This is a genomic window from Streptomyces axinellae (assembly GCF_039532135.1).
In the GTDB taxonomy this organism is placed as follows: domain Bacteria; phylum Actinomycetota; class Actinomycetes; order Streptomycetales; family Streptomycetaceae; genus Streptomyces; species Streptomyces axinellae.
Genome location: NZ_BAAARJ010000014.1, coordinates 58,137 through 81,249, shown reverse-complemented (window position 1 = coordinate 81,249; position 23,113 = coordinate 58,137). Strand labels below are relative to the sequence as shown.

The 23,113-nt window shown below is 70.5% G+C and carries 21 protein-coding genes; 14 read left to right on the top strand and 7 right to left on the bottom strand.

The window, feature by feature from the left end; genetic code table 11:
- The first annotated feature begins 87 nt into the window (after positions 1 to 87).
- The 4 genes from ABD339_RS21335 (at position 88) to ABD339_RS21320 (ending at position 3,407) form a co-directional block, all read left to right on the top strand.
- The gene (locus ABD339_RS21335; RefSeq protein WP_344568006.1) at positions 88 to 1,125 is read left to right on the top strand and encodes a 3-hydroxyacyl-CoA dehydrogenase NAD-binding domain-containing protein; all 1,038 of its coding nucleotides are present in this window, start codon (positions 88 to 90) and stop codon (positions 1,123 to 1,125) included.
- On the top strand, positions 1,122 to 1,634 hold the full coding sequence (locus tag ABD339_RS21330) for a thioesterase family protein (RefSeq protein ID WP_344568005.1): 513 nt from the start codon (positions 1,122 to 1,124) through the stop codon (positions 1,632 to 1,634). The genes ABD339_RS21335 and ABD339_RS21330 overlap by 4 nt, the downstream gene beginning before the upstream one ends.
- A 274-nt stretch (positions 1,635 to 1,908) precedes the next feature.
- A complete protein-coding gene (locus ABD339_RS21325; protein ID WP_344568004.1) occupies positions 1,909 to 2,736 on the top strand; it encodes a BPL-N domain-containing protein in 828 nt (275 codons plus the stop codon).
- Positions 2,737 to 2,999: 263 nt separating this feature from the next.
- On the top strand, positions 3,000 to 3,407 hold the full coding sequence (locus tag ABD339_RS21320) for a carboxymuconolactone decarboxylase family protein (protein ID WP_344568003.1): 408 nt from the start codon (positions 3,000 to 3,002) through the stop codon (positions 3,405 to 3,407).
- A 42-nt stretch (positions 3,408 to 3,449) separates the two neighbouring features.
- Here ABD339_RS21320 and ABD339_RS21315 read toward each other — a convergent pair whose 3' ends face one another.
- On the bottom strand, positions 3,450 to 4,097 hold the full coding sequence (locus ABD339_RS21315; RefSeq protein WP_344568002.1) for a DUF4232 domain-containing protein: 648 nt from the start codon (positions 4,095 to 4,097) through the stop codon (positions 3,450 to 3,452).
- A gap of 356 nt (positions 4,098 to 4,453) precedes the next feature.
- On the opposite strand from ABD339_RS21315, the gene ABD339_RS21310 reads away from it, so the two are divergent.
- From ABD339_RS21310 to ABD339_RS21300, 3 genes are all read left to right on the top strand, one after another.
- Positions 4,454 to 5,095 (top strand): hypothetical protein, encoded by a 642-nt coding sequence (locus tag ABD339_RS21310; protein WP_344568001.1) that lies wholly within the window; start codon positions 4,454 to 4,456, stop codon positions 5,093 to 5,095.
- Between the two features lie 2,020 nt (positions 5,096 to 7,115).
- A complete protein-coding gene (locus tag ABD339_RS21305) occupies positions 7,116 to 7,673 on the top strand; it encodes a hypothetical protein (protein WP_344568000.1) in 558 nt (185 codons plus the stop codon).
- A 501-nt stretch (positions 7,674 to 8,174) separates the two neighbouring features.
- Positions 8,175 to 9,125, top strand: a complete 951-nt coding sequence (locus ABD339_RS21300; RefSeq protein ID WP_344567999.1) for a TauD/TfdA dioxygenase family protein — start codon at positions 8,175 to 8,177, stop codon at positions 9,123 to 9,125.
- Between the two features lie 241 nt (positions 9,126 to 9,366).
- Here ABD339_RS21300 and ABD339_RS21295 read toward each other — a convergent pair whose 3' ends face one another.
- A complete protein-coding gene (locus ABD339_RS21295; RefSeq protein ID WP_344567998.1) occupies positions 9,367 to 9,543 on the bottom strand; it encodes a hypothetical protein in 177 nt (58 codons plus the stop codon).
- Positions 9,544 to 9,658: 115 nt separating this feature from the next.
- Between ABD339_RS21295 and ABD339_RS21290 the strand changes: the two genes are divergently transcribed.
- From ABD339_RS21290 to ABD339_RS21265, 6 genes are all read left to right on the top strand, one after another.
- Positions 9,659 to 10,564, top strand: coding sequence for a helix-turn-helix domain-containing protein (locus ABD339_RS21290; RefSeq protein WP_344567997.1), 906 nt, complete (start codon positions 9,659 to 9,661; stop codon positions 10,562 to 10,564).
- Complete coding sequence (locus tag ABD339_RS21285; RefSeq protein WP_344567996.1) at positions 10,483 to 10,683, top strand: DUF397 domain-containing protein; 201 nt, start codon at positions 10,483 to 10,485, stop codon at positions 10,681 to 10,683. Before ABD339_RS21290 ends, ABD339_RS21285 begins: the two co-directional genes overlap by 82 nt.
- A gap of 20 nt (positions 10,684 to 10,703) precedes the next feature.
- Positions 10,704 to 10,880 carry a DUF397 domain-containing protein gene (locus tag ABD339_RS21280; protein ID WP_344567995.1) on the top strand — a complete coding sequence of 59 codons (177 nt, stop codon included), beginning with the start codon at positions 10,704 to 10,706 and terminating at the stop codon, positions 10,878 to 10,880.
- Between the two features lie 20 nt (positions 10,881 to 10,900).
- Positions 10,901 to 11,077 carry a DUF397 domain-containing protein gene (locus ABD339_RS21275; RefSeq protein ID WP_344568114.1) on the top strand — a complete coding sequence of 59 codons (177 nt, stop codon included), beginning with the start codon at positions 10,901 to 10,903 and terminating at the stop codon, positions 11,075 to 11,077.
- 20 nt (positions 11,078 to 11,097) lie between these two features.
- A complete protein-coding gene (locus tag ABD339_RS21270; protein WP_344568113.1) occupies positions 11,098 to 11,274 on the top strand; it encodes a DUF397 domain-containing protein in 177 nt (58 codons plus the stop codon).
- 572 nt (positions 11,275 to 11,846) lie between these two features.
- The gene (locus ABD339_RS21265) at positions 11,847 to 12,497 is read left to right on the top strand and encodes a hypothetical protein (RefSeq protein ID WP_344567994.1); all 651 of its coding nucleotides are present in this window, start codon (positions 11,847 to 11,849) and stop codon (positions 12,495 to 12,497) included.
- Between the two features lie 1,584 nt (positions 12,498 to 14,081).
- On the opposite strand, the gene ABD339_RS21260 is transcribed toward ABD339_RS21265, so the two are convergent.
- Both ABD339_RS21260 and ABD339_RS21255 read right to left on the bottom strand, forming a co-directional pair.
- A complete protein-coding gene (locus tag ABD339_RS21260) occupies positions 14,082 to 14,744 on the bottom strand; it encodes a histone deacetylase (protein ID WP_344567993.1) in 663 nt (220 codons plus the stop codon).
- Positions 14,745 to 15,815: 1,071 nt separating this feature from the next.
- Positions 15,816 to 16,520 carry a histone deacetylase gene (locus ABD339_RS21255; RefSeq protein ID WP_344567992.1) on the bottom strand — a complete coding sequence of 235 codons (705 nt, stop codon included), beginning with the start codon at positions 16,518 to 16,520 and terminating at the stop codon, positions 15,816 to 15,818.
- A 219-nt stretch (positions 16,521 to 16,739) separates the two neighbouring features.
- On the opposite strand from ABD339_RS21255, the gene ABD339_RS21250 reads away from it, so the two are divergent.
- Entirely contained in the window at positions 16,740 to 18,233 is a 1,494-nt protein-coding gene (locus ABD339_RS21250) for an FG-GAP-like repeat-containing protein (protein WP_344567991.1), read from the top strand.
- 368 nt (positions 18,234 to 18,601) lie between these two features.
- Here ABD339_RS21250 and ABD339_RS21245 read toward each other — a convergent pair whose 3' ends face one another.
- The 3 genes from ABD339_RS21245 to ABD339_RS21235 all read right to left on the bottom strand — a co-directional run bounded on the left by ABD339_RS21245 (position 18,602) and on the right by ABD339_RS21235 (position 22,879).
- Complete coding sequence (locus ABD339_RS21245) at positions 18,602 to 19,603, bottom strand: zinc-binding dehydrogenase (RefSeq protein WP_344567990.1); 1,002 nt, start codon at positions 19,601 to 19,603, stop codon at positions 18,602 to 18,604.
- A gap of 174 nt (positions 19,604 to 19,777) precedes the next feature.
- Positions 19,778 to 20,770: a hypothetical protein gene (locus ABD339_RS21240; protein WP_344567989.1), complete on the bottom strand. Its 993-nt coding sequence runs from the start codon at positions 20,768 to 20,770 to the stop codon at positions 19,778 to 19,780.
- Positions 20,771 to 20,965: 195 nt separating this feature from the next.
- The gene (locus ABD339_RS21235) at positions 20,966 to 22,879 is read right to left on the bottom strand and encodes an AMP-dependent synthetase/ligase (protein ID WP_344567988.1); all 1,914 of its coding nucleotides are present in this window, start codon (positions 22,877 to 22,879) and stop codon (positions 20,966 to 20,968) included.
- Positions 22,880 to 23,113: the final 234 nt, after the last annotated feature.

Here is a 23,113-nt window from a genome sequence, read left to right as displayed (position 1 = left end):
GGCCCCACCCTCTCTGTGTCCTCATCCCACCTGGCCCTCACCCCACCTGGTCCTCACCCCACCTGGTCCTCACCACGAAGGAGCACCATGCGCACCGCACCCCACGGCATACGGCGCGTCACCTGCATAGGCGCGGGCGTCATCGGCGGCGGCTGGGTCGCCCACTTCCTCGCACGCGGATACGACGTCACCGCGTGGGACCCCGCCCCGGACGCCCCAGAGAAGCTGCGGCGGCTCGTGGACGCCGCCTGGCCCGCGCTCATCCAGCTCGGCCTGGCCGAGGGCGCCTCCAAGGACCGGCTCACCCTCGCCCCCACCCTCGAAGCGGCCTGCGCGGACGCACAGTTCGTACAGGAGAGCGCCCCGGAGAAGCTGGAGCTGAAGCGCTCCTTGCTCGCGCGGCTCGACGCGGCGACACCCGAGGGAGTGGTGATCGCCTCGTCCACGTCCGGGTATCCGATGACGGACATGCAGACGGAGGCGGCCGACCCGTCCCGGCTGCTGGTCGGTCACCCGTTCAACCCGCCGTATCTGATTCCCCTGGTGGAGGTGGTGGGCGGCGAGCGCACGGACGGCGCGGCCGTCGAGTGGGCCTCGCGGTTCTACGAGGCGGCCGGCAAGTCGGTCATCACCATGGACCGCGAGCTGCCCGGTTTCATCGCCAACCGCCTCCAGGAGGCCCTGTGGCGCGAGGCGCTGCACATGGTCGCCAACGGCGAGGCCACGGTGAAGGAGATCGACGACTCGATCACCGAGGGCCCCGGGCTGCGCTGGGCGTTCATGGGCCCCTGCCTCACCTTCGCACTCGCGGGCGGCGAGGGCGGAATGGGGCACATGCTCGACCACTTCGGCCCCTCGCTGAAGTCCCCGTGGACCCGGCTGGAGGCCCCCGAACTGGACCGGGAGCTGCGCGACGCGATGGTCGCGGGCTGCGAGGAGGCGGCGGACGGCCGCACCATCGCGGATCTGGTCGCCGAGCGCGATCAGGGCGTCATCGACGTCCTGCGCGCGACGGGCCGGCTGCCCGGCGCGGCAGCGCGCGGGAGCGCACCGCAGAACAGCGGCGCACCGCGGGGCGGGAACGCGCGGCGGGACGGCAGCGCGCGGCAGGGGGACTCGGCGTGAGCGAGCGGCTCCGGGAAGCGCGGCGGCTGCCGGACTTCCACCAGACGGTCCGCGCGGAGTGGATCGACTACAACGGCCATATGAGCGAGGCGTTCTACGTCCTCGTCTTCGGTCACGCGACCGACGCGATGATGGACGCCGTCGGCCTCGGGCCCGGCTACCGGGAGGAGAGCGGCTGCTCCCTCTACACCGTCGAAGCACATGTGCGGTACCTCCGCGAGGTGGCGGAGGGCACCCCGCTCACGCTGCGTACGCGGGTCCTGGGCGTGGACGCGAAGAAGCTGCGGTTCGCACACGAGATGTACGCCGGTCCGGTCGAGTCGGCTGAGTCGGCGGACGTGGACGAAGGTGAGGGCGAACCCGTCGCCACCAGCGAGCTGTTCGCGCTGCACGTGGGGACGGAGGGCAGCGTGCCGTTCCCCGCCGAGGTGCGCGAGCGGTTCGCCGCGCTCACTGAGGAGCCGCCGCCGTGGGCAGGCCGGGCGATCGGGCCGGTGCCGCGCGCCTGATCCCTGGGCGACCGACACAGGCGCGTGGGCCACAGGTGCGCACGCCACAGGCGTACCAGCGGAACCGTCAGCGGGCGGAAGGCCGCGGGGACAGGGAGTCCACTGCTGCGCCAGAAGGGCGGCGATGCGGGGGATATTTGAGTCTTCCCCGGCGCCGCCCACCGCGCTTCCGGGCCCCGCCCGCCACGCTTCCGGGCCCCGCCCGGCACGCTTCCGGGGCCGGGCCCAGGAGTGGCATCCGCGCCCGCCCCGGGCAGGACAGGAGAGAGACACCATGCCCGGTACGCACCCGAACGCCGGCCCGGCTCCGGCCGCCGTGGACCGGCGGCGGCTGCTCCTCGCCGCCCTCCCTGCCACCGCCCTCCCTGCCACCGCCTTGCTGGCCGCCGGCTGCGCCCCGTCCGCCGAGCGCGCGCGGAACGAACCGGACGACCGGCGCCCCCTCGCGCTCGTCTACCGCGGCCCGCAAGGCTGCGCCGGATGCGCGCCGGCAGTGGCCAACCTGCTGCGCCGGGCGCGGCGGCCGTACCGCGTCACGTACGTGGGCCCCGGCACCGGAACCCCCTTGAGCGCCGAAGCGCTGGCCGACGCGGAGTTGTACGTCCAGCCCGGCGGCGGCGCCGACCTCGACGGGGCCTGGCGGCAACTGCGCGGCTCCGCCGACATGATGCGCGACTGGGTCCGCGGCGGCGGCAGCTATCTGGGCCTGTGCTTCGGCGCCTATCTGGCAGGGCGCGATCCGGGCTTCGATCTCCTGCCCGGCGACACGAACGGGTACATCGACTCGCCCGGCACCACGATCCACCACCAGCGCGACACGGTGGTGCCGGTGAAGTGGCGCGGCAAGCGGCGGCACATGTACTTCCAGGACGGTCCGGCCTTCTTCCTCGACGACGGCGCGGACGCCGATGTCCTGGCGACCTATCCGAACGGGGACGCCGCCGTCGTCGTCGCCCCGTACGGCAAGGGCCGCGTCGGGGTGAGCGGCCCCCACCCGGAGGCCGACCGCTCCTGGTACGAGGAGCAGGGGCTGCGCAATCCGGACGGCGTCCGCCTCGATCTGGCCTACGAGTTGGTCGAGGCGACCACACGGCGGCGGTAGGGCCCGGCGGGGCCGTCTCCCTCCACACGGCACGAACTGCCCGCCACCGGCGGCGAACCGCTCACGCGCTCAGCGCGAAGACCTGAGGCGAGGACACCCGGCCTGTCACGGGCTCCGGCCTGCTGCTTGCCGGGAGGGCCCGGGGCCGGTTTGAATGACAAGTGATCAGCCAGAGCCGACGACGCCGATACGTCGATACGCCGTCACGTCTCCGTCTTCGTCTCCGCCTCCGTCTTCGTCTCCGCCTCTGAGAGGAACCGCGCATGCCCGCAGGGACCACCGATCCGGACGAGACCACAGCGATACGCCACAAGCGCGGTGAGGAACTGCTGGCGACGATGAGCGACGGGCGGCCCCCCGCCGTGCTGGACGACCTCAAGCGCGACTTCCCCTTCCTGTCGCACGCCATCCACACCTACGCGGGCGGCGAGGTGCTGGCCAGGGAGGTACTCGACGCCCGAACCCGCCAACTCGCCCTCGTCGCGGCCTTCGCCGCGCTCGGACTCGACGAGTTCGTCACGCTGCACGCCGGCTACGGCCTCAACGTGGGGGCCACCGAGGAAGAGCTGAAGGAGATCGTCTACCTCACCACCATCCCCGGCGGCTTCGCCCGCGCGGTCCAGGCGTCCCAGGCGGTCGCCAAAGCCCTCGACTCCCACCGGTCCGACTGAGGGCCCCACCGGCTGAGCCGGCTCTCACCGGCTGAGGCCCCCTCACTGCTTGCCGGTGCCGACCGGGTCCACGAAGACCTTCTGGTCGGCGCCTTCCTCGACCGGGAAGTTGATGCTGACCGGCAGCTTCTTGGAGTGGGTCTCGTTGGGCGGGGTGACCACCATGCTGGTGATCTCCGCGCCGGTGCCGCCGGTGTTGTTCGGCGGCGTGTGAAGGGTGAAGCGGGTCGTCTCGCCGCCCTGGAGGTTGACGACCGGGGCGGCCTTGTCGCTGCGCTTGGCGCTCAGCGGCCTGGAGGCGTCCTCGGACCGGAGGTCCACACCCGGGAAGCCCTTGAGCGTGCAGGCGTCGCCCTTGTTCTTGATGCTGACGAGCACGTCCCCCTCGCCCATGCCGTGCGAGGTGCTGAAGGCGAGACCGGACGTCTTGCAGGCTCCGGTCGTGATCTTCCCCTGTCCGCTGCCCTGGGCCGACTTCCGAGCAGCCGCATGGCCGCCCCCGGAGTTCCCGCCCGAGGCGGAAGAGGAGGACGAAGATGACGAGGCGGATGAGGCGGACGAGGCGGATGAGGCGGACGAGGATCCGGAGGTGTGCGCGCTCGCCTTGGATTCCTCACCACCCTGGCAAGCGGTGAGCGACAGGCCGGCGGAGAGGGCGAGGGCGGCGAGGGTCAGCTTCTTGGCGCGCATTGTTTCTTCCTTCGCGGTCGGTACCGTCTGACCGGCACGTGGGGGGCGTTACCGACCTGTTCGATACGCCCGGCCCCAGGAAGGTTCACACCGAGCGGCCTCGCTTACGTGCCTGTTACACGCGTCCCGGGAGGGCCCCCTCGGGGCCACCTCCCCTTCTCACTCACCCTTGCGACACCCCATACATCAAAGGCGTTTGACGCCGTCCACCTTCCCATCGAAGGTAAATATTCAGCCAAATAGGCGTAATCGTGGGGTGGATCTCGTGAACTGGCAGGCGGTTGCGTGCGTCGTAACGGGGGCAGGGCTTCAGCGGCCCTTCTGTCCAGCGACCCCGGAACGAGGAAGTGGGAACCGTGGAGAGTTCAGACTTCAGCGAAGGCCCGGACACCCCTACCGTTTATTGGTCACCCGACGACTTCTACCGGGTAGCAGCCGGGGAACACGTGCCGTACCAGCCCACCAAAGAGGAGACGCTGAGAGCGGACCAGCACGCGCAACTCGCCGTGATGATCCGCGGTTGGGCCTGGGCCTCCCGGACACGCCAAGAACCCGCCGGCCCCGAGGTGAGCCTCGTCGACGTCGCGCGCCAACGGGTGCGAGAGCGGATAGAGGCAGGGATCCAGGTACCGGACGTTTCGGCTGCCGTGACCGAGGAGAGCGAGCTTCTGTACGACATGCAAAAGTGCGCTTTCGAGATGGGTACGAAACAGAGGTGGGAGGAGCGGGGAAAGTTCCCCGAGTTCGCCCAGCGCCTGATGGACCAGGGCCATGGGTGGAATGTGCGTCAGCAGGAAGAGCGGGAAGCGCAGCACAGCCCTCTCTCCGCCAGCCCGCCCGCGGACGCGAAGAGTCTGCTTCCCGTCACCGACGAGACGACCCGGCGCACAGCCGACGCGAACCCACGCACAACGCGGTCGTCTTCCGGTTCCTTCAGCGCACTTCGGGCGAAGTGGCGCCGCTCCCCGTCGCCCGATTCGCACGGCCGGTCCAGGTAGGTGATCCGCGTGAACGGTGATGCGCGAGCGACGGGCGCCGCCTCAAGAGGCGTCGGAGGGGCTGGCCACCTGGAGCGTTGCCCCCCACCTCGCCCAGCCCGCCGCTTCAGGCGGCCGAAGCACGACAGAGGGGCGGGCGGATGCGGTGAACCGTCCGGCGCGGGAGTCCGTTTCGCAGACAGACGCCCCTGCCCAAGGCTTCAAGAGGAGGATCCGTGCCTACCCCCAGGCTGGAAAATGACGCGGAACGAGCGAGGGAGGTGGAGTGGTTCTTCAGGGGCCCGGGAGCGGCATCCACCGGGGTGATTCCTCGACAGTCGTCACAAGTGAGTAGCAGAGAGAGGAATTTCAGGACGTGGCTTAACAACCTTTACAGGGAGCGGGTGGATCTCGAGAACGGGTCCCCAGCGCGCACGGTGGGCCCCTTGACAGCGGAGAGCATGCGTACCGTGGGGAGACTTTCCGTAGAGCGGTACGGCGGCCCAGCGGCAAACAGGTGGCGGCTGACCGACGCCAACCCGCTGGCCGAACCCGCCCGTCGAGTTTGGGCAAGAGAACGCCGCGCACAGGCCGGGCAGCACAATGCCCCGGGCCCCCCACAGGCCGGGCCGCGCAACGAACCCCCCGCCGCCGCGCCCCCTCGCCGGCCCGAGGCCGCCGCCGCGCACCCCTATCAGCCCGCCCCCGCGGCTGCTCCCCCGCTCATCCCCCAGCCACTGCCCAGCATCGGCCAGATGACCGCCGGCATCGGGGCGTACGGTACAGACCCACACGCACCCCAACCCCCACCGCGCCTGCCCAGCATCGGCCAGATGGACGCCGGCATGCGGGCAGACGGTACGGGCCCACACGCACCCCAACCCCCACCGCACCTGCCCAGCATCGGCCAGATGGACGCCGGCATGCGGGCAGACGGTACAGACGCACGCGCACCCCAACCCCCACCGCACCTGCCCAGCATCGGCCAGATGGACGCCGGCATGCGGGCAGACGGTACAGACCCACGCGCACCCCAACCCCCACCGCACCTGCCCAGCATCGGCCAGATGGACGCCGGCATCGGAGCGGACGGCAACCCGCTCGGCGGGGCGGTCGGCCGCCATCTCCCTCCCAACGCACCCACCGCAGGCGCCCCTCCGCAGCCCGGCGACGGGGCGCACCGGGGTCGGCCGCCGGCCACGCACACTCAGGGGCAGCAGGGAGGTCGCGGCCGGTCGCTTGGTGGGTCGCGCTGACTTCGGAGAGCCTGTCGCTCCGGGGCGATGTTGACGTCCCACCGCCCGGCTCTCAAAATGGAACACATGATCCCGCACTCCGCACTCCCGGCAGGACGACTCCGCGTCCCCTGGCGGCGTGGGTGTGAGCGATCCGGTCTGTAGCTGCCGTCGGCCCCCGCACCACGTCAGCCAGTACGACGGCGCCGGTACCCCATGTCCCGGTACGGCGCCTCTACCGCGTCACTTCCCGCAGCGTTCGGGACGGTCGGGTGTGCGGATCCCCTGCTTACCCGGCCCCTCGCCCGCCAGAAGTAGCTCGCCGCCCGCGGTGTCCACGAAAGCCGCGGCGCAGCGCAAGGACGCACCATATGAACACTGCCGTCAGTGTGGCTGCGGCCGAGACGCCAAGCACCGGCGGCTCCGGCTGAAAGCCCGGAGCCGGGTGCCCATGAACGTGAGTATGACCGCGAGCACATCCGGGCCGTGGAGCGGAACCCTGGCGGCGACAGCCCGCAGCGCGGCTGCCGCCGTCAGACCGGTCACGGTCCAAGCCACCAGGTACGGCCGCACCTGCCCCGCAGCGGCGAGCCGCATCCCGTACAGCAAGCGGGCCACCCGGGGGTGGCGCTCAGCAGGGACCACAGGACCATGCCCGCCGCGACCCCCCACGTCACCCGGGAGATCACCCGGTCCGCCTGGTGGATAGCCGTTAGATGAGCGTCCTCCACCCGTCAAGGCCATGAACCGTGCGGGGAGTTGGTGCGTCGTCAGGGGCGAGAGTGTTTTCCCTCCGAGGAGGCTTCGTGCCGTCGAACGACGACCTGCCAACCAACGTTAGTGATCTTTCGCCGCAGCAGCGGGAGGCGCTGGAAGAACGCTGGGAGTATCTGGCCAATCCCTCGCGGAAGGGTCTGCGAGGAAGCGATCCCCATCTTCATCAGGTGTTCGAGGAGGCCGCTGCGGCTGACGGGCTCGACCACAACCGCGAGGACTATATTCGCGAGCATGCTGGCTGGCGCACCGAACGAATGGGCGGCACCAACATGGCAAATACCCTACTGCTGGAGAGTGTGTACCAGCTGGGCATGACCTTTGGTCAAGAAGTGAGGAGTCGCGGATCCAAAGATGCTCTTCTGCAAGACCGACTGAATCACGTTCATGCCTTCCTCGCACCCCGTCCCGGTTCTGGCTACACACCTGGAGCGGCACGGGCACATCGGCCATCTGACCCGGCGCCTGAATATTCGCCGACGCCACCTCCCGGGCACAGCGCGGAGCAGCCGCCGCCGCCCCCGTACCGCGGCCAGCAGAACGTGCCGGGCCCGCCCGCGCGCCCCTCAAGCCAAGGCCGGGGGAGGTGAGGGCAAGGGGCAGACGGCTCCCGGCTCCAGGGCGGAGCCGGGAGCCAACTCCCCTCGAACGCGCATGCCGCGGGCGCTCCGGGGCAGCCCAGCAATGTGCCACGTCAGGGTCCGCCGACCACGCACGCTCAAGGGCCGCAAGGGGGGCGCCGCCGGTCGCCCGGTGGATCACGCTGACGTCGAAGCCCTGTCGCTCCGAGGCCATGTTGACGTCTCACGGCCCCGCTCTCAAAATGGAACACATGATCCCGCACTCCGCACTCCCGGCAGGACGACTCCGCGTCCCCTGGCGGCGTGGGTGTGAGCGATCCGGTCTGTAGCTGCCGTCGGTTTCCGCACCACGTCAGCCAGTACGACGGCGCCGGTACCCCATGTCCCGGTACGGCGCCTCTACCGCGTCACTTCCCGCAGCGTGAGTCCCCACGGCGCCCCACCGCGCCGTGCCGGCTCACGCGGCGTCAGTTCGCACGGTCACACCGGATCCTCAGGAGGACCCCGCCCATGAGCATCACCGCACCCGGCCCCGCCACCACCCAGTCAACTACGCTCCGTGAGGCCAGAATCCCCGAGGGTGGCCTCTACGAGGGCACCCGCGTCCTGCGCCCCCTCCCCGAAGGCTGGGAGGAGCGCCCCTACGAGCACATCGAGGTGCGTCCGCAGACCCGCGTCATCGGCGCGGAGATCCGCGGCGCCGACCTCACCCGCCCCCTGGCACCCGCCGTGCGCGAGGAGCTGAACCGCGCGCTCCTGGAGTGGAAGGTCCTCTTCTTCCGAGGCGCCCACCTCACTCCCGAGCAGCAGGCCGGGTTCGCCCGGCACTGGGGCGAGTTGGAGGTCAACCCGCTGCTGGCGCGCGGCACGAGCGAGGAGATCGTCCGCTTCGAGAAGGGCGCGGGCGGCCGTCCGACGTACGAGAACGTGTGGCACACGGACGTCACCTTCCGCGAACGTCCCGCCATGGGCGCGGTGCTCCAGCTCCGCGAGGTCCCGCCGATCGGCGGGCACACCATGTGGGCGGACATGGCCGCCGCGTACGACAACCTCCCGGCCGAGGTGCGCGAGCGGATCGACGGTGCCACCGCCGTGCACGACTTCATCCCCGGCTTCGCGCGCTTCACCTCGCGCGAGAAGCTGATCGAACTTCAGGACGAGTTCCCGCCCGTGGAGCACCCGGTGGTGCGTACGCACCCGGAGTCGGGGCGGAAGATGCTGTTCGTGAACACCTCGTTCACCACCCACATCGTGGGGATGGAACGGGCCGAGAGCGACCGGCTGCTGGCCGAACTGGTGCGCCAGGCGCACGTCCCCGAGTTCCAGGTGCGGCACGCCTGGCAGCCGGGCGACATCGCCTTCTGGGACAACCGCGCCACCCAGCACTACGCGCTCTTCGACTACGCGCCGCACCGCCGCGTCGCCGAACGCGTCGCCATCGTCGGCGACCGCCCGTTCTGACCGAACCCGTTCTCGCACCGACCGTTCCGGCCCTCGGGTGAGGGACTGCCAGACGACGGATGAGGCGGAACCACCGGGGACGCGGATCCCGGTGGTCCGACGACGACGATCACCCCGTGCCGGGGGCAGTGGAAAAGGTTCCCGCTGTCCCCGTACGGCTCCATGTCGTGGTACGCCTTCGGGCAGATCATCTCCGCCCCCACCTCCGCCTCCGCCTCCGCCCCCGTCGCCGTCTCCTCACTCACCGGTGCGCCTCGCTCTTGTGCCGGGTGAGCCGGACGTTCGCGTCCGTGGCGGCGCTGTAGTCCCGCTCGTCGTACGCCGCCGCTCGCTCCTTCGCGTGCGCGGCGCACACCTCGCATCCCTCAACTGGTTCCGGCCACCGGGGCGGTGGGGTGGGGATCGTTCGCACCAGCATGGCGCCTTCCGTTCATCACCGTTCGTGTTCGGACAGCTACCTAGACTGCATGGCTCGGCGTAGCCTGAACAGCCGAAAACTGTGGGTCAACCACATTGCCTATGCGGAGAGTTGCATGGATGAACCAGAGTCCCGCCCCGGCCTGCAACCACTGACGGCCCGGAGGCTGCTCGCGAACCAGTTGCGGGAGAACCGCGAGAAGGCCGGCTGGTCGCTCAGCGTGCTGGCGGACAAGGCCCACTATGACCGCTCCGACCTGCACAAGATGGAACTCGGCCAGAAACTCGGCCCCAAGCATCTGATCTCGAAGCTGGACGGCCTGTACGGCACGGGAAACACGCTGATGCTGCTGTGGCGCCTGGCCAAGGAAGAGCATGTGCGCGACACGTACCGGGCGTACATGGAGATGGAGGCGAGCGCGACAGTCCTACACGACTACGCCACTTCGACCGTTCCCGGCCTGCTCCAGACGGAGGCTTACGCCCGGGCTTTGGTGAACACCTCGCCGATTTGGAGCCAGGAGGAGGTGGAGACCGAGCTAACGAAGCGGCTGGCGCGACAGGAACGGCTGAGCGGGGACGGCGCCTTGCACTACCGCGCGATCCTCGACGAAGCCTGCTTTTGTCGCGTGCCCCCTTCTCAAATCTGGCGGGACCAGCTCGCACATCTGGCCGACATGGCCGACCGACCAAACGTCTCGCTCCAAGTCCTGCCCTTCGCGTCCGGCCTGCATAATCTGAGCGGGGCCAACTTGAGCCTGTTGTGGCAGGCCGACGGCTCCAACGCCGCCTACCAGGAGAGCAGTCACACTGCCAGCGTGATCGTGGAACCAAAAGAGGTGGCCACCCTCCGCCTGTCCTACGATGCTTTGCGGGACGCTGCCCTCACTCCAGGTGACTCACTGACCTACATCCGACGCGCGGTGGAGGAACACACGCCATGCACAGCCCCGGACCTAACCTGCGCGCCGCGAAATGGCGCAAATCCAGCTACAGCAACGCCAACGGCGGGGCATGCGTAGAGGTGGCCGACAACATCCCCGGCGCCATCCCCGTCCGCGACAGCAAGGCCCCCCATGGCCCCACCCTGGTGTTCCCGGCAGCCACGTGGGCAGCCTTCACGGAGACCCTGAAGCCCTGACACAACAAGAAGGGCACGGCATGCACCCACAGTGGCGCAAGTCCAGCTACAGCAACTCCACCGGCGGGGCCTGCGTCGAAGTTGCCGACAACCTCCCCGGCACCGTCCCCGTCCGCGACAGCAAGAACCCGCATGGACCCACCCTCGTGTTCCCGGCGGCCACTTGGGCAGCCTTCACGGACAGCCTGAAGCCTTGACACAGCCAGGAGGGCACGTGATGCACCCACGGTGGCGCAAGTCCAGCTACAGCAACGCCAACGGGGGCGAGTGCGTCGAGGTGGCCGACAACATCCCCGGCACCGTCCCCGTCCGCGACAGCAAGCACCCGCACGGCCCCACCCTGGTGTTCCCGGCGGCCACTTGGGCAGCCTTCACGGACAGCCTGAAGCCTTGACACAGCCAGGAGGGCACGTGATGCACCCACGGTGGCGCAAGTCGAGCTACAGCAACGCCACCGGGGGGAACTGCGTAGAGGTGGCCGACAACATCCCCGGCGCCATCCCCGTCCGCGACAGCAAAAACCCCCACGGCCCCACCCTGGTGTTCCGCACCACGGCGTGGTCCCGCTTCGTCGCCGCCGTCCGGAACTGAACGGCCCCCCGCTCGGCATCCCGGTCCGCGGGTGCCGAGCGGGGCTGGGCCCCTCTGAGGCCACGTGAGGACGACGTTCGAGCCCGGGGTGCCGATGGGCCCCGCTCTCGGCACAACCGCGTATATCCAGAACCTGGAACACCGGCAGCGGATCTATGCCACACGGGCTATCTGACGCCCCGCAGGCCGCACACCAGGCTGTCGCACAAAGGCCACCAACAATTCTGAACGCGTTCACGTCCCTCACGTTTCCACGCGACGGCGGTCGTATCGGAGTTCCAGCCTGGGGCCGGGATCATTGCAGCCCCGAAGGAAAGGGAAAGCCGGACGCGGCGGGATTCGCTGAGCATTTCTCGACCTCGCCCGGGTGAAGAGCGGGGTGGTTGCCTCCGTCGACCGGCGTCGGGCCCGGTATCGGGATATGAGCGACACCACCTGCGAAATATGCCGGGTGTGCCCCTGATATTGCTGGCGCTGTAGCGTTTCGTGCAGCCGTTCGGCTCATTGCCCGTCACAACCACTGACGGGCAACAAGTCGAGCAGTACACCGCACGTGTAAGGAGCAGTAAGTCATGGCACGAACAGAGTTCCGTAAAAGGGTAGTTGGATCAGCCGCCGCGTTCACCTTGCTGGCGGCAGCGCCGCTCATGGCCGCGTGCTCAGGGGGCTCGGACTCCTCGTCCGCCTCGGACAGCGGCAGCCCCTCCCCCTCGGACAGCGCGTCGAAGAGCTCCGGCGCCTCTTCGGGCGACGGCTCCAGCACGCGGGCGGGAGGCCAGCCCACCGTGTCCGCCGCGGCCGGCGGCTGGGTCACCGCGGTCATCGAGAAGGACGCGAAGAGCGTGTGCCTGCGCTCCGTGGAGCCGGGCAGCGACTCGTCCCCGAAGGCCACCACTCCCCGGACGTGCGACAAGGCGAAGACGCAGAAAATGGCTGTCGGCCTGAAGTCCATGAGCAAGGCGTTCACACCGCAGGGCGCCTCCGGCAAGCCGACCGTGAAGGTCGACGCGCCCACCCCCAAGGGCGACGAGGCCACCGTCCCGACGGCCAAGATCAAGGTCGACGGAAAGCCTCTGCGGGCGATCCTGCTGTCCCGCTCGAAGGGGATGGATCCGAAGAGCTTCACCGCGAAGGTGAAGACCAACAAGATCGATGGCAAGTGGTACATCGGCGACTTCGACATGGACATGGGCCATCAGACACTGCAGCCCAAGAAGCCTTGACTTCCCCTCCCCGGGCTGAATTCCGGGAATTTCCACCACGGTCGGTTGACCGTCTCGGTGGGTTCCCGCTTCACAGCACGCCGCGCCGGTACGCGTACCGGAATTACCCGCGCTCCGCAGGCTGACACCGCCAGTCCGGCGGCCCTGGCGGCATTGGCCGCCGTGTTGATGCCCCGGTCGAGGACGGCCCCGCAAGCACCGCATTCCCGTACGCGGATCTGGAGGGGCTCGGGGCCGTCCTGGACGCCGCAGGCCGAGCAGACCTGAGGGGCCTGGGGGTGGGCTGGAGTCGGGCAACCCGTGAGTCGGAACGATCGGTGAGAATCCAGGAGTCGGCCTATGCCAGGGAAGAGCGGGCGCGGGCGCGGGAAGTTCCGGGCAACGCGATCGGCTCAGCCGCGAATTTCGACCCGCCCGCCTCCAACGGACAGCCCTGCACGAACGGACGGCCCCCGCCGCCGCCCGCCGACCGCTCCAACGGCGCGGGGCACACATCCGGCCGCCGCGCGCCGCGCGGACCCGGAACGCGCTGACCGACCCACGGAAACCGCCGGTCCCCCGGCATGAACCCCGAAGGTGCCCCGCCCGCGCGCGGGCAGGAAGCGCACGGGCGGGGTCTCCTCCGCCGCTTCCCTGTCAAAGGCGCGTCCGCCGTCGCAGACCGCGGAGACCGTCGCGAAGTACAGGGCACCGAGGAGTTCGACCAGCACCGACTCCTCGGACATGCGCCAGTCGCGGCAGCCGGAGCAGTTGCGGCTACCTCCTGCGGGCGGCCCCCGAAGGGGGTAGTTCCCGGAAGAGGCAGACGACCCAGGCCGAACCGTGGACTTCAGACCAGGGAGCACGCTGAAGACCCCAATTCGACCTGACATCCTTCCGGTGCGCTCGCGAGGGACGGAAACAAGCCAGCTCGGCAGGAAAAAGTTGAACCACACGTCCGGATTGTTCGTCCTTGTCTCTGACTGATCGCACTTCTAGGAGAGACTGTGTCTGATTTCGTCCCCCACCCCGCCCCCGACCCTGCCGCTTTCAACCCCCCAAAGTCGGGCCTACTGCTGCGCATCGACGAGGTTCCTGAGGCTTACACACGTACTGGCCCAGAAGAGGGGTTGACGGGGCGACGCCTAAAGCACGCCGGACTCGTGGCAGCTGAGGCGCTGAGGATCCTTGGGAAGCTGCCTCTGGCGCCTCTGGTCACCGGTGGGCGCCTGGTTCGCCGTGTGAGCGACAGCCGCAGAACGGTGGACTCAACGGGTGAAGTGAAGAAGAGCCAATCCCCGCTCGCCGGGGCGGGAAGCCAGCTGAAACAGGGGGCTTGGCGCTTGGGGCAGGACGCCAAGGACCGCCTCGAGCGCCTCCGCAGTGGTTCACAGAGCGCTGCGCCCGAGGAGGGGGGGTTCCAAGTGCGAAGGGTTGGCCAGCCCCCCATCTTCCCCACTTCCCAAGCTCCCTCCTCACCCCAAGCCCCCCAGTCCTCCCCTTCCCAAGCCGAACGGCCACTCAGTCCCGTCTCGAGCACGGGCACATTCGATGAGGACAACAATCCCTTCCGAACCTTGGGAAGCTGGCGCAGCCCGCTGAGAGTCACGAATGGAGCATCCTCATCAAGCGAACGTCTGCCAACGATCGACTCTGTTGCGGCTGCCGCGAGGGAATCCGCCGCGAACCTGCCCGCATCACAAGGCGGACCGGCTTCGAGCGGCGGGTATCAGATGCCTCGGACCGCAGGCCAGAGCAACGCTCCCAAAAGGCCGGGACCAACAAGGTGATCAAGCTGTAGGCCCCTCCCCCTCCCCGGCACAGGTACCCCCGAGGCGGCCCCCAGACAGGCCGCGACCCGCTCCACGCTCCAGCCGCCCGACTCCCGTAGCCCCGCCGCCAGGTGAGCGAGGTAGGCCGGGGCAGACGGGACGTGGGGACGTCGGTGGCGCGCCAGGGGGCGGTGAAGGTGAGGACGGGGCGGGAGCGCAGGGTTCCGGCGTGGACCAGCGTCTCGTAGCGGCCGTCGCCCAGCGTGGCGCGGCCATCGGCGAGCACGGACGCCAGGTCGAGGTCGGTACCGGGTGGGCGGTACATCTCCTGGGCCGCGATATCGGCGAACTGGCCCGGCGTGACCAGATGGGCCACGGCCAGCGTGGGGCCCTCGGACTCCGGGTCGTAGAAGGCACGACCGCCGCCCCAGACGGCAGAGACCGTCGCGAAGTACAGGGCACTGGGCAGCTCGACCGGCACCGACTTCTCGGGCATGCGCCGGTCGCGGCAGCCGGAGAGGTTGCGGCTACCTCCTGCGGGGCGGCCCCGGAGGAAACAGTCCCCGGGCAGACGATCCAGGCCGAAGCGTGGACTTCAAGGCCAGAGAGCACGTCAAAGGCCCGGTGTTCGCCCCCAGGAGTCCTTCCGACGCCCTCGTGAGGATCAGGAACATGCGGGCGCTGCACCGGAGTTGAACCGTGAGTCCGGATTGCACGTTCTTGTCTCTGACCGATCGCACCTCTAGGAGAGAACGTGCCCGATTCCGACCCCACGGCTCCCGGCCCCGGTGACTTCGACCCGCGGCGGCGCACTGACACGGGTTTTCACAGTAACGAAGACCCAAACGCCCAGGAACGCGGGAAGGGAAGACGACGCCTGTCGCAAGCCGGAGGCGTGGTAGCTGAGGCGGTATCCCTCCCCATCCGCTCCGGTGTGGGCCTGGCCCGCAGACTGAGCGCGAGGGCCAGCGGCAGGATGCTCGACGCCCAGGGCAATGAGGTGCCGACCCACAGAACGAGGGACGCGCTCGGCAGGACGAGAAGCCAGATTGACAGGCTGGCTCAGCACGCCAGGCGGCTCAGCATTGGCTCACAGGGAAGTAGCCCCTCGTCCCCGGTACCCCAAGAGAGCGGGTTCCAAGTGCGAAGGGTTGGCGATGCCCCCATCTTCCCCACTTCCCCATCCTCCACCCCTTCTCAAGCCCCCCTGTCCTCCCCTTCCCAAGCCGAACCGCCAACCACTCCCATCAACCGCGCGAGCACATTCGGAGCGGCACAAATCGGCGCATCATTGGCCAGAAGCCCGCAACGGGATCCATCCGCCGAGAGCCCGCCGCGCAGCCCGCTGATCGTCGTGAATGGTCCAGAAGCATCCTCTTCGAGCGAATCCCTACCCGCGAACCAAACTGTCGCAGCTGCCGCGAACCTCTCCAGGCAGCAGGTTCCGCTGCTGTCCGCTCCACCGGCCGGACGACCGCGACCGCGGAACGAGCAGGCCGGCGGGTATCAGCCGCCTCCAACCGCAGGCCAGAGCAACGCTCCCAAAAAGCCGGGGCCAACGAGGTGATCAAGCTGTAGGTCCCTCTTCCGCCCCCGGCACAGGCGCCCCCGAGGCGGCCCCCAGATAGGCCGCGACCCGCTCCGCGCTCCAACCGCCCGACTCCCGCAGCCCCGCCGCCAGGTGGGCAAGGTAGGCGGGGGCGGGCGGGACGTGGGGGACGTCGGCGGCGTGCCAGGGGGCGGTGAAGGTGAGGACGGGGCGGGAGCGCAGGGTTCCGGCGTGGACCAGCGTCTCGTAGCGGCCGTCGCCCAGCGTGGCGCGGCCATCGGCGAGCACGGGCGCCAGGTCGAGGTCGGTACCGGGTGGGCGGTACATCTCCTGGGCCGCGATGTCGGCGAACTGGCCCGGCGTGACCAGATGGGCCACGGCGAGGGTGCGGCCCCCGGCCTCTGGGTCGTAGAAGGCGCGACCGCCGCCCCAGACGGCGGAGACCGTCGCGAAGTAGAGGGCGCCGGGTAGTTCGACCGGCACCGATTCGTCGGGCAGGCGGCGGTCGCGGCAGCCGGGGTAGTCCCGGGTGGCCCCTTCCGGGCGGCCCCCGAGGACGTACGCGGCCAGTCGGTCGCGGTGGGTGTTGGAGCCGTACGAGGCGTACCAGAGCAGCCGTGGCGGCCCGGCGGGAGGGTCCGCGGGGTCCACGGGCTCGGTCGGCTCCGGGAGTTCGGCAAAGTTTTTCCGGATCGCCGTGAACCTTTCCGCTCGGGTGGTCATCGAACGCTGTGTCCGCCCGGTCCGGGGGGCCGGGCGGGGCGACGAGCAGCTGTCCGTACATCCCCTGCGACTGACCATCGCAGGCGTCCGGTCGCGCACACCGCACATCGTGTCACCGCACACCGTCACCGCACCTCGCGTGCGGTCACGCGGACCGCGTGCGGTCTCCCCCATACCGCGTGCGCCGCACGCTCAACGCACGCTCAGGGAGGGTCTTCAGTGGAGCACAGAGCCATCACCGCGCGGTGGAAATCGCTCGCCGCCACGGTCACGCCCGGCCGTGTCATCGGGGTCACCACCCTGGTCGCGGGCGTCGCCGTCACCGGTGTGCTGACCTCGGGAGCCGCCACGCCCGCCAAGCCGGCCGCCAAGGCCAAGGCCGCGGCGCCGATGGCGGACTTCGACGCGGACGGCAAGGCCGATGTCGTCACCTCGGCGCCCAACGGGAAGATCGGCGGCAAGTCCGAGGCGGGCTACCTGTCCGTGGTGAACGGGGGCGCCAAGGGTTCGGATGTGACCAAGCGGCAGGTCATCAGCCGCGACAGCCCGGGGATTCCGGGCACGGCGCGGGACGGCGAGCGGTGGGGCGACCGTTCGGTGGCCCGGGACATGGACGGCGACGGCGCCACCGACCTCGTGGTGGGCTCCACCGACACCCGCAGCGGGCTGACGCTGGTGTGGGGCGGCAAGGGCAAGGGCCTCACCAAGGGGGTCGCGCTGCCCAAGGAACTCAAGGTCAGCTCACGGGTGTTCGGCGCGGGCGACTTCAACGGCGACGGCAAGGCCGATCTGGTCACCGGCACCGAGGGGCGCGGGGGCGACACGATGCGGGTGCTGTACGGCCCGTTCACCCGCGAGGGCGCGCCCGCCTCCAAGGCCGATCTGCCCTCGGGTGCGGACTTCGGCCCGGACAAGATCGTCACGGGGGACATCACGGGAGACGGCATCGATGACGTCGTCACCCTCAACTCCATGGAGGAGACCGCCAAGCCCTCCCGTTTCTGGAAGGGCGGCGAGAACGGGCTGAGCGACAAGCCCGCCGACATCGACTCCGCGGCGAACGCCACCATCGGCGACGTGGACAACGACGGCTTCGGCGACCTGGTCATCCGCACCGTGCCCGGCGACAACGTCGAGAACCTGCCCGACGACCACGGCACCCTCAAGGTCCTCTACGGCACCGAGAACGGGCCCGGCGGCGACCGGGCCACCACCCTCGGCCAGCGGAGCGCGGGCGTGCCCGGCACCGACGAGAAGGGCGACGAACTCGGCTTCTCGCTCAGCGCGGGCGACATCAACGGTGACGGCTTCTCCGACATCGCGGCGGGCGTACCCGGCGAGGATGTCGGCAGGGGCGCGGCGGGCCGCGACAGCGGTGCGGTCATCCTGCTCTTCGGCGGCAAGGACGGGCTGAGCGGCGACGGCGCCAAGAGGGTTCACCAGAGCACCCCGGGCGTGCCCGGCGGCAGCGAGAAGGGCGACCGCTTCGGCAGCGCCGTCACCCTCCAGGACACCAACGGCGACAAGCACGACGACCTCTCGGTCGGCGCGCCGACCGAGAACGGTACGGTGAAGGAGCCGGAGGCGGGCGCCGTGTGGACGCTGCTCGGCACCGACGACGGGCTGACCACCGACGGCGTCGTCTCCTACGGCCCCGCCGCGCTGGGCGGTCCCCCCGCGAACGCCGCACTGGGCACCGACTTCGCCCGCTGAGGCCCACGATGTGAGCCCTCCCCGCGCGGACCGGCGCCGAGGGGGCGGGCGAAGAAGCACCGCACGCCGCACGCCGCACCCCGCACGAACTGAACGGAGAACGACATGCGCAGGAAGTTCATGAAGGCCGTCATCACCACGGCGGGCGCCGGAGCGCGGAGCGCCGCGGGCATCGGCGGCCGGACCGCCCGCTGACCAGGGGCGATCACGCCCGCTGACCAAGGGCGTTCACACGTGCCGGGGCGGCCCCCGGCCTTCCACGGAAGGCCGGGAGCCGCCCTTCGGCTTGCGGCCGTGCGGCCGTCGCCCTGCGGCACATGGCCGTGATGGCCGTGATGGCCGTCAAGACGTCGGCCTTCGGCGTGCGGTCATCCGACCGTCAGCAGCGTCTTGCCCAGCGTGGTGCGGGACTCCAGGGCCTCATGCGCCTCGGCCGCCGCCTCCAGCGGGTAGGTCTGGCCGACGACGGGGCGCAGTCTCCCCGCCGCGGTCTCGAACAGGGCCCGGTCCAGCAGGAGTTTGTGCTCGTCGGGGGCGAACTGGACCTGTTCGATACCGGCGAGCGTGATGCCCCGCTCGGCCGCGAGTCCGGCGGTGACCTCGGCGAAGCCGCCGCCGGGCGCGCCGTGCGCGGAGAAGCGGGCCCCCGGCGCGGTGGTCTCCAGCGCCTCGTACCCGCGCTTGCCGCCCGCGCCGTCGAAGACGACGTCCACGCCGCGCCCCCCGGTGGCCCGGCGCACACGGTCCGTCCAGTCGGGCAGGGAGTAGTCCACGACCCGGTCGGCGCCCAATTCCCCGGCGGCGAGGGCCAGTTTGCGCTCGCCGCGCGCCGCCGCGATCACCTGCGCGCCCGCCGCCTTCGCTAGCTGCACCAGCAGGGCCCCCATGCCGCCGGCCGCCGCGAGCACCAGCACCCGGGCGCCCGCGCGCAGACTTCCGCCGCTGACGGCGTTGTCGAAGAGGCGTACGGCGGTGGGCCCGTCGTGCGCCAGCGCGGTGGCCTCGCGCAGACCGAGCCCGGGCGGGAGGGCGCCGAGCGCCGCCGCGTCGCAGCGCGCGCGTGCCGCGTAGCCGCCCCCGGCGGGTACGCCCTCGGGGGCGAGGGTCCTGGCGACGACGGTGCGGCCCGCCCACGCCGCCTCGACGCCCTCGCCGAGCACCGCGACCCGCCCGCCGACGGCGCCGCCGGGAACGTAGGGCAGCGGCGGGGTGAAGAAGCCCGTACCGCGCCGGACCTGCGTCTCCATGAAGATCACGTCCACAGAGGACACCTCGATGACGACCTCGCCGGGGCCCGCCACCGGGTCGGGCAGTTCGGCGGGCTCCAGTACGCCGGGCCCGCCGAACCTCCGCATCCGCATGCCGCGCATGACGACCACTTCCTCTCACTGTCCGGCCTGCCCGGCCCTGCCCGGCTGCTGTGCGGCGGGCGCCGCGGCCGGTATGGCGCGTGTGGGCAAGAGGAAGTCTTCAACTTGAACCGAACTTCAGGTCAAGCTCACCTGGGGCTTCAGGTCCAGCTCGCCCCAAGTTTCGGTGCAGGCTCACCCCACCGGCGACCGCACCTCGTCGCGGATGGTGTTGACCCGGTCGGCGAAGTCCTCCAGATCGACGCTCTTCGGCGGGACGGAGTAGGTCTTGAGGCTGTCGTTGGCGACGTAGGCGGCCGTGCCCGGATCGCTCCAGGCACACACCGGGATCGTCAGCTTGCGGCCCTGCTGGGTCTTGACCAGCACCTCGCAGGTCAGCGGGTCCTCGGCGCCGTCGGGTGTGATGTCGCGGCGCTTGACGGCGACATCCATCGCGGGGCTGGTCTCCATGCCCTTCATCATCTGGTCCTTGGACAGGTCCGGATTGCCGAAGTCGTTGCCCTTGGCAGCGGCGTAGAGCAGGCGTTCGGTGGCGTCGCTGTTCTTGGCGTACGAGCCCATGTGGGCCTCCTCGCCGGGGGTGTCGCTGCGCACCTGGTCGCTCAGGTCCTTGCGCCGGGTGAACGCGCCGTTCTCCAGCGTCCTGGGGAAGGCCAGTTCGTACTTGGTGTCCGACTCGCTCGGGTCGGGCGACGGGCCGGCCGGGTCCTCGCTGTCGGAGGAGTCGTCGGCGGACGCGTCGTCGCTGGGCTCCTCCGACTTCGAGGACTTCTTCGCATCGGCCTTGTCGCCCTTGTCGTCCCCGCCCGACACCGCCAGCAGCGTGCCGCCCACCGCGAGCGCGACCACGACGACGGCGGCCACGACTATCGCCACGATCTTGTTGTTGTTCGGCGGCGTCGGCGGCTGCGGCTGCGTCGGCGGCTGCGGCTGGCCGTAGGGCCCGGGGCCGCCGGGCGGCTGCCCGAACCCGCCCACCGGGGGCTGGCCGAAGCCGCCCTGGGCGGGCGGCGCGCCGTAGGGCCCTCCCCCGTACGGAGCGGCGGGGGGCCCGGCGGGTGCGGGGGGCCGGTCCGAGGGCGGTGGATCCGAGGGGGGCGGGCCGAAGCCACCCCCGCCCGGGGGTCCGCCCGGAGGCTGATTCGGCGGCTGCGGGGGTGTCGTCATCCCGTTCCCTCCCGGCGCGCGGGAGGCGTCTGTCCCGTCCCCCGGCTTTGCTTTATCTCGTACTTATCGCACGGTACCTCTATTTGGCCAAGGGATTACCGTCGGCCGATCGGCTTCCCCACGGACACGGGGCCGGCCCACCCGGACGCCGGGACAGCGGGGGCCGGCGCGCGGGCGACGCGCGAAGAGCCGCCGTCAGCGCGCGTACAGTTCGTCGATCTCCCGCGCGAAATCCCGCACGATCGCGGCCCTGCGCAGCTTCATCGACGGGGTCAGATGCCCGCGCTCCTCGGTGAAGTCCTCCGGCAGCACGGCGAAGCGGCGGATCGACTCGGCCCGTGAGACCTGCGAGTTCGCCTCGTCCACCGCCTGTTGGAGGTTGCGCAGCAGGTCGGGGTCCGTGCGCAGTTCGGCCTCGCTGAGGCCCTGCTTCTTGTGCATCTGGCGCCAGTGCGCGAGGCCGTCGGGCTCCAGGGTCAGCAGCGCCGCCACGTAGGGCCGGTTGTCGCCGATCACCAGACACTGGCTGACCAGCGGGTGGGCGCGCAGCCAGTCCTCCAGCGGGGCCGGGGCCAGGTTCTTGCCGCCGGAGGTGATGATCAGCTCCTTCTTTCGGCCCGTGATGCTCAGATAGCCCTCGGAATCCAGCGCCCCCAGATCGCCGGTGGGCATCCACCCCTCGGCGTCGAGATACGGTACGGCCGTCGCGGTCCCGGCATCCCAGTAGCCGCCGAAGACGTGCCCGCCCTTGATGAGCACCTCCCCGTCGTCCGCGATGCGTACGGCCGTCCCCGGCACCGGCCAGCCCACGGTGCCGAGCCGGGGCTTGAGCGGCGGCGTCGCGGTGGCCGCCGCCGTCGTCTCGGTCAGCCCGTACCCCTCGTAGACGGTGACGCCCGCGCCCTCGTAGAACGCGGCCAGCCGGTGCCCCAACGGGGAGCCGCCGCAGATGACATGGCGGCACCGGCCGCCCAGTGCCGCCCGTATCCGCCGGTAGATCAGCGCGTCGTAGAGCCCGCGCGCGGCCCGCAGTCCCATGCCGGGGCCCGGCCCGAACCCGTGTTCCTGCGCCTCGACGGCCTCGCCGTAGCGCTGCGCGATCCGCGCGCCCCGGTCGAAGGACGCCGCGCGCCCCATCTTCTCGGCCGTGGCCCGCCCGGTGTTGTAGACCTTCTCCAGCACATAGGGGATGCCCAGCAGAAAGGTCGGCTGGAAGCCCGCCAGATCGGCCAGCAGGTCCTCGGTGCGGATGCTCGGCGCGTGCCCCAGCCGCACCCGCGCCCGCAGGCAGCCGATCGCGACCATCCGGCCGAAGACGTGCGACAGCGGCAGGAACAGCAGCGTGGCCGCCGGATCCTTGCTGACCGACCGGAAGACGGGGTGCAGCAGTTCGATCGCGTTGTCCACCTCGGCGAAGAAGTTGCCGTGGGTGAGCACACAGCCCTTGGGCGCACCAGTGGTGCCGGAGGTGTAGATGAGGGTGGCGATGCTCTCCGGGCCCACCCGCGCCCGGCGCTCGTCCACCTGCGCGTCGGCGATCTCCCGCCCCGCGTCCACCACATGGCCCACGGCGCCCGAGCTGAACTGCCACAGGTGCTCCAGCGCGGGCAGGTTGCCACGCTCGGCGCTGATCAGCCGGGACTGCTCGACGTCCTCCACGAAGCAGGCCCGCACGCCCGCGTCCTGGAGAATGTGCCGGGCCTGCGAAGCGGAGGACGTCGGGTAGACCGGCACGGTGATCAGCCCGACCGCCCAGGCGGCGAAGTCGGTGAGCGTCCACTCGTAGGTCGTCCGCGCCATGATCGCGAGCCGGTCGCCGGGCCGTAGCCCCAGCGCGATCAGGCCCTTGGCCATCGCCTGGACCTCGGCCGCGAAGTCCCGTGCCGTCATGTCCCACCACTCTCCGTCCGCTCCGGACCGCCCCTTGCGGCTGAGCACCGGCTCCCCGGGCGCCTCGACGGCGTTGGTGAACGGGATGTCCCCGAGCGATCCGCTGGTCACCGCGGGCGCCAGCGGCGGCACGGACACCTCGCGCACCCGCCCTCCCACCACCCGCTTGTGCGGCTCCACGAGCGTGGGCACCGAAGGCGTTGCGGACTCCACAGACATGGGGCGGCTCCTTTGTGAGGGGTGGGGCGGAGCTGGTGCGAGGACTGAGAGTGAGAGGCGCGAGGTGAGGGGTGGGGGTGAGAAGTGAGGGGTGGGGAGTTGGGGAGTTGAGGGGGGAGGGATGGGGTCGGCCGGGGGGCGGGGCTTCGTCCCGGCCAGACTTCTGACCTGAAAGTAACCTTACTCAGAAGTAAATTTACGCGTGCTGACGCCGTTGGGGAACGCCCCGTTCGC